Here is a 5,490-nt window from a genome sequence, read left to right as displayed (position 1 = left end):
CGGACTCGTCGGTCTCGGTGAGGTCGATTCCCTCTTCCTCGATCAGCTCGCCGTCGCGGTTGCGATCGCGGTGGATCGAGCGGCCACTCGGGGTGTAGTACTTGGCCGTGGTCAACTTCAGGGCCTCGGTGGGGCCGAGCTCGAAGACGGTCTGCACCGAGCCCTTCCCGAAGGTGTTCTGGCCGACGACGATCCCCACGTCATGGTCCTGGATCGCTCCGGCCAGGATCTCGCTGGCACTCGCGCTACTGCCGTTCACCAGCACGACCAGCGGCTGGTCCTTCCAGACCCGTCCACGGTTCGAGGTCGAGTAGTAGCTCATGTTCTGCTGCGCCAGGCGCCCCTTCGTGTAGACGATCAGGTCACCCTTCTCCAGGAACATCTCGCTGACGTCCTTGGCGGCCTGCAGCAGGCCTCCCGGATTCGTGCGCAGATCGATCACCAGCGAGCGCATACCCTGGTCGTCGAGATCGTCGATCTTGTCCTGGAGCTCGTCGCGCGTGCTCCGGGAGAAGTTCGAGATCCGCACGTAGCCCACGCCCGCGTCCTCCTCGAGCATGAAGGCATAGGGCACGCTCTCGACCTTGATGATGTCGCGGGTGATCGTGAAGGGAAGGATCTTCTCGCGTCCCGGTCGCTTGATCCCGATGGTGACCTGCGAACCCTTCGGGCCGCGAAGCACCTTGACGGCATCGCTGCTCTTCCAGCCCTTGGTGCTCTCGCCCTCGATCTCGACGATCTGGTCCCCACCGCGGATGCCCAGGCGGAAAGCCGGCGTGTCGTCGATCGGCGAGACCACGGTCGGATAGCCGTCGCGCACGACGATCTGGATTCCCAGGCCGCCGAACTCACCCTGCGTGCTGGTCATGAGGTCGTCGTAGACCTCCTCGGTCAACAGCTGGCTGTGGGGATCGAGGTCTTCGAGCATGGCCTCGACGGCGCGCTCGATGAGGTCCTCCGGGTCGAGTTCGTCGACGTAGTTGCGCACCAGGCGCTCGTAGACCTTGCCGAAGAGCTCGAGACTCTCGATGTGCGCACGACTCCGCGCACGTCGGTCGCGGGCCTCCTCACGGGACTGGGCCGTGGCATCATCGACACCGACGAACACCAGAAGGGCAGCGAGGGCTACGTTCAGTGCGATCCGGGACATGCGTACGTCCTTCGATTTCTCGGGAGAAAGCCCGACGCCGCAGGGGAGAACGGCGGTTCGTCGATCCACCCACTCACGATAAGCGGGATGGAGGCCGATCAGCAATACGCTTGCCACGGTCGGTACGCCCGTCGATCCCCGAAGTTCCGCGGGTTCACCGGTCCGTGACGTGACCGATCCGATCGGGGAAGCGCGCGGTCAGTGCTTCCCAGGCGCTCCTCGCGACGTCGGACGCCGGGAGGGCGGCGTCGAGCACCACGAAGCGCCGGGGTTCCGCCGAGGCGATGCTCCGGTAGCCGTCGCGCACCGCACGGTGGAACTGCAGATCCGCCTGCTCCATGCGATCGGGTCGGTCGTGCTGTCTCCTTCGCCCGGCTGCCGGATCCAGATCCAGGAGGAGGGTCAGGTCGGGAGATCTCCCGCGGGTGGCCAGCCGGTTGAGTTCCTGCACGCGCTCGATTCCCAGGCCGCGGCCGGCACCCTGATAAGCAGTCGAGGCATCGATGAAGCGGTCGCAGATCACCGTGCGGCCGGCGGCGAGATCGGGCTCGATCCGCTCGTGGACGACCTGGGCGCGGGCCGCGAGCATGAGGAACAGTTCGGCCCAGGGACACACGTCGCCGTGGGCGGGGTCGAGCACCACGGACCGCACGGCCTCCCCGAGCGACGTCCCCCCCGGCTCGCGGAGGCGGACCACGGTGTGTCCGATCGCACGCAGACGCTCCTCGAGGGCATCGGCCAGCGTGGATTTTCCCGCGCCCTCCACACCCTCCAGGGTCACGAACAGACCGGCCGTCACGCCGGGGGCTCCCGGTCGATGTGCCTCCACACGTGGACGATCCTCTGCAGCACCGTGAACCACGTGAGCACGGCCAGCGCGAAGACTACGAAGCCGAGCACCGCGCGGCCGGCCACCAGGCCGATCACGATCAGCACCACGCGCTCGGGACGCTCGACCCAGCCCACCTTGCAGTCCTGGTCCAGGCTCTCGGCCCGCGCGCGGGCGTAACTGGTCGTGAGCGAGCCGGCCAGGGCCACCAGGATCGCGGCCGGCATCCAATCGGGCCCGTAGGGTCGTGCCGCGTGGTCCACGAGCAACGCCAGGAAGAGCGCGGTCTCGCTCACCCGGTCGAAGGTCGAGTCGAGGAAAGCGCCCAGACGGCTCGCGATGCCCCGGCGGCGGGCCAAGCTGCCGTCGAGCATGTCGAAGCCGCTGGCGAACAGGAACGCCGCCGCCCCCCACACGTGGTGACCCGTTGCGACCACGGCCGCCGCCCCGATGTTCAGCAGGACGCCGAGCACGGTCAGGGCATTCGGATTCAGACCCATGGCGTCCAGGGCCGCCACCAGAGGCGACACCCAGGCCCGCACCGTCCGCTCGACCACAGGAGTGTTCACGCGGCGGCCCCTTCCATGACGAGAACGATCTCACCCTTCACGCGGGTCCCATAGCGCTCCAGGAGTTCGTGTGCCGTACCCCGACGGACCTCTTCGTGGCGCTTGGTCAGCTCGCGGCACACGGCCAGTCGCCGGTCGCCGACCACCTCGGCGAACACCGGCAGCGACTTCGGCAGTCGGTGATTGGACTCGAGCACCACCACGGTGCGCGGTTCGGCCGCCAGTTCCTCGATCCGCCGGCGTAGCCCACCGGAGCGCCGCGGCAGCCATCCGTCGAAGACGAAGCGATCGGTCGCGAAGCCGCTGAGGACCACGGCCATGACCACCGCACTGGGACCGGGGATCATCGTCACGTCGAACCCGGCGTCGATGACACTGCGCGCCACGACGTGGCCGGGGTCGGCGATACCCGGGGTGCCGGCGTCGCTGACGAGCGCCACCGAGCGCCCCGCACGCAGATCGTCGACGATCTCGACCGCGCGCTGCCGTTCGTTGTGGTCGTGGCAGCTCCGCAGTCGCGCGTCGACGCCGAGGTGCTTCAGGAGGCGGCCGCTGTGCCGTGTGTCCTCGGCGTAGATCACGTCGGCGGCCGCGAGCACCGCGCGCGCGCGATCGCTCACGTCGGAGAGATTCCCGATCGGCGTGGCGACCAGCGACAGCGCGCTCATCCCGTCCAGTCCCGTGGGTAGAGGAAGTCCTTGTCGACGGTCCGACCGCTGAGCTTGATGATCACGGGCAGCTTGCGCTTGTACTGGTTCGTGCGCACGAGCGAGCGCACGCGTCCGATGAACAGGTCGTCGAAACCCAGCTCCCGCAGGTGCACCGGCCGATAGCGGCGGTCGACCATGTGGGCCAGCAGTGTGTCGACACGCTCGTAGGTGAAGCCGAGCTCGTCCTCGTCGGTCTGACCCTGCCACAGGTCGGCGCTGGGCGGCTTGTCGATGACGACCTGCGGCACGCCGAGATACCGCGCCAGCTGCCGGACCTGCGTCTTGTACAGATCACCGATCGGGTTCACCGCCGACGCGCTGTCGCCGTACAGCGTGCTGTAGCCCAGGAGGATCTCGGTCTTGTTGCTCGTGCCCAGAACCATGGCGTGCTCGGCCGCGCTGACGTCGTAGAGGATCGTCATGCGCTCGCGCGCCATCTTGTTGCCGCGGCGATTCTCACCGGCTTCGGGGAAGCGCGCGAAGTAGGCGTCGATCTGCTCGCTGATGTCGATGGTCCGCAGTTCGACGCCCAGCTCACCGGCCACCAGTTCGGCGTGGGCGAGGCTGTCGGGGTTGCTGGTCCGGTACGGCATCGCCAGGGCGATCACCTTGTCGACCCCGAAGGCCCGCACGGCCAGGTAGGCGGTCAGGGCACTGTCCAGTCCCCCGCTCAGCCCGAGCACGACGCGCTCGAAGCCCGTGCGATCGACTTCACGGAACAGGCCGCGGTCGATCACGTCGAGAACGGCGTCCTCCTGCAGGGTCAGGACCTCGAACAATTCGGCTTCGCTCATGCGCGCCTTTCCGGATCGGCGAGCACCCGCTGCAGCTCGCGTACGGTGAGGTCGATCTTCTCGTCGCGCAGAACGGGGTTGCTCAGTCGTGCTTCACGTACCTGCTCGAAGTCGAGGTCGGCCACGACCAGCGACTCGTCGTAGAGGGGCGCCTCGGCCACCGTCTCGCCGTCGGGCCCCAGGACACAGCTGTGCCCCCAGAACACCAAACCGTCCTCGCTCCCCACACGATTGCAGAACAGGATGTACGTTCCGTAGAGGCGGGCGTAGGTCCGCAGTGTGTCCAGCCAGATCTCGGCGTTGCGAGGCAGTTCCCCGCGGCGCAGGTCCCGTACGGGACTCGCCACCTGGATCGTCAGCAGGTCGGCACCCTGGAGCAGCGTGATGCCCACGAGCGATGGGTGCCAGGCGTCCTCGCACACGACCATCCCCACCCGCCCGAAGCGCGTGTCGGCGCAGCGCACATGACGCCCGGCCCCGACGTAGCGCGCCTCGTCGAACACGCCGTACGAGGCCAGGTAGACCTTCCGGTGCACGTGCTTCACGCCGTCGCCCTCGAGCAGGAACGAGGCGATGTACTGGGCGTGATCGTCGCCTTCCTCGATCCCGCCGACGACCACGCTCATGGATCCGGCGTGGCGGGCGAGCTCGGCGAAGAGCGCGTCGTCACGAGGACGGGCGACCTCGTGCACCAGGTCCTGCAGGAGATAGCCGGTCAGCGACAGTTCGGGAAAGACCAACAGGTCCGCCTGCTCGCGGCGCGCGCGCTCGATCCAGCGCAGGTGAGCCTGGTGGTTGGCGGCCAGGTCGCCGAGCGTGGCGTCGCATTGGGCCAGGGCGATGCGCAGGTTCATGATCTCCTCGACGGGACGAGCCTCAGGTGCGGCGCCAGAAATCGGGCACGAGCAACACCAACACGGTATACAGCTCGAGGCGGCCCAACAACATGAGGAAGACCAGCAACCACTTCCCCACGTCGGGAAGGTGCCCGAAGTCGTCGGTGGGCCCGACCGAGCCGATCCCCGGACCGATGTTGTTGAGCGTCGCCGCCACACTCCCGAAGGCCGACAGCAGGTCGAGCCCGAGCAGGGTCATGGCGAAGGTCGCGGCGACAGTGACGATCATCAGCAGCAGGAAGAAACCCAGGATGTTCGTGACCACGTCCCCCGGGACCGCCCGATGATTGAAACGGATCACGTACACTCCGCGCGGGTGCAGGAGCTTGCGCAACTCGTTCACGGCGTGGCGTGTGAGCAGCAGGAGGCGGACGTTCTTCATGCCGCCCCCGGTGCTGCCGGCACACCCGCCGATGAACATGAGTGCCAGCAGCACGAACTGCGACATGCTGCTCCAGAGCTCGTAGTCGGCGGTTCCGAAGCCCGTGGTCGTGACGATCGACACCACCTGGAACAGCGTGGTCCGGACGTTCTCCACCACC

7 protein-coding genes are annotated in these 5,490 nt (G+C 67.6%); all 7 read right to left on the bottom strand.

Annotation, left to right across the window (positions count from 1 at the left end; translation table 11 throughout):
• A partial coding sequence (locus tag VKA86_02940) for a S41 family peptidase (GenBank protein HKK70145.1) occupies positions 1-1,150 on the bottom strand: 1,150 nt, incomplete at its 3' end.
• Between the two features lie 154 nt (positions 1,151-1,304).
• Positions 1,305-1,949: a dTMP kinase gene (gene tmk, locus VKA86_02935; protein ID HKK70144.1), complete on the bottom strand. Its 645-nt coding sequence runs from the start codon at positions 1,947-1,949 to the stop codon at positions 1,305-1,307.
• Positions 1,946-2,548, bottom strand: coding sequence for a CDP-alcohol phosphatidyltransferase family protein (locus tag VKA86_02930; GenBank protein ID HKK70143.1), 603 nt, complete (start codon positions 2,546-2,548; stop codon positions 1,946-1,948). The genes tmk and VKA86_02930 overlap by 4 nt, the downstream gene beginning before the upstream one ends.
• The gene (gene rsmI / locus VKA86_02925) at positions 2,545-3,216 is read right to left on the bottom strand and encodes a 16S rRNA (cytidine(1402)-2'-O)-methyltransferase (protein HKK70142.1); all 672 of its coding nucleotides are present in this window, start codon (positions 3,214-3,216) and stop codon (positions 2,545-2,547) included. Before rsmI ends, VKA86_02930 begins: the two co-directional genes overlap by 4 nt.
• Complete coding sequence (locus tag VKA86_02920; GenBank protein HKK70141.1) at positions 3,213-4,052, bottom strand: NAD+ synthase; 840 nt, start codon at positions 4,050-4,052, stop codon at positions 3,213-3,215. Before VKA86_02920 ends, rsmI begins: the two co-directional genes overlap by 4 nt.
• On the bottom strand, positions 4,049-4,906 hold the full coding sequence (locus VKA86_02915; protein ID HKK70140.1) for a nitrilase-related carbon-nitrogen hydrolase: 858 nt from the start codon (positions 4,904-4,906) through the stop codon (positions 4,049-4,051). Before VKA86_02915 ends, VKA86_02920 begins: the two co-directional genes overlap by 4 nt.
• 22 nt (positions 4,907-4,928) lie before the next feature.
• Positions 4,929-5,490 (bottom strand): potassium transporter TrkG (locus tag VKA86_02910; GenBank protein HKK70139.1); only part of this gene is annotated, 562 nt, incomplete at its 5' end.

The sequence above is a fragment of the Candidatus Krumholzibacteriia bacterium genome (assembly GCA_035268685.1).
Taxonomy (GTDB): Bacteria; Krumholzibacteriota; Krumholzibacteriia; order JAJRXK01; family JAJRXK01; genus JAJRXK01.
This window is presented reverse-complemented; position numbering and strand designations above follow the sequence as displayed.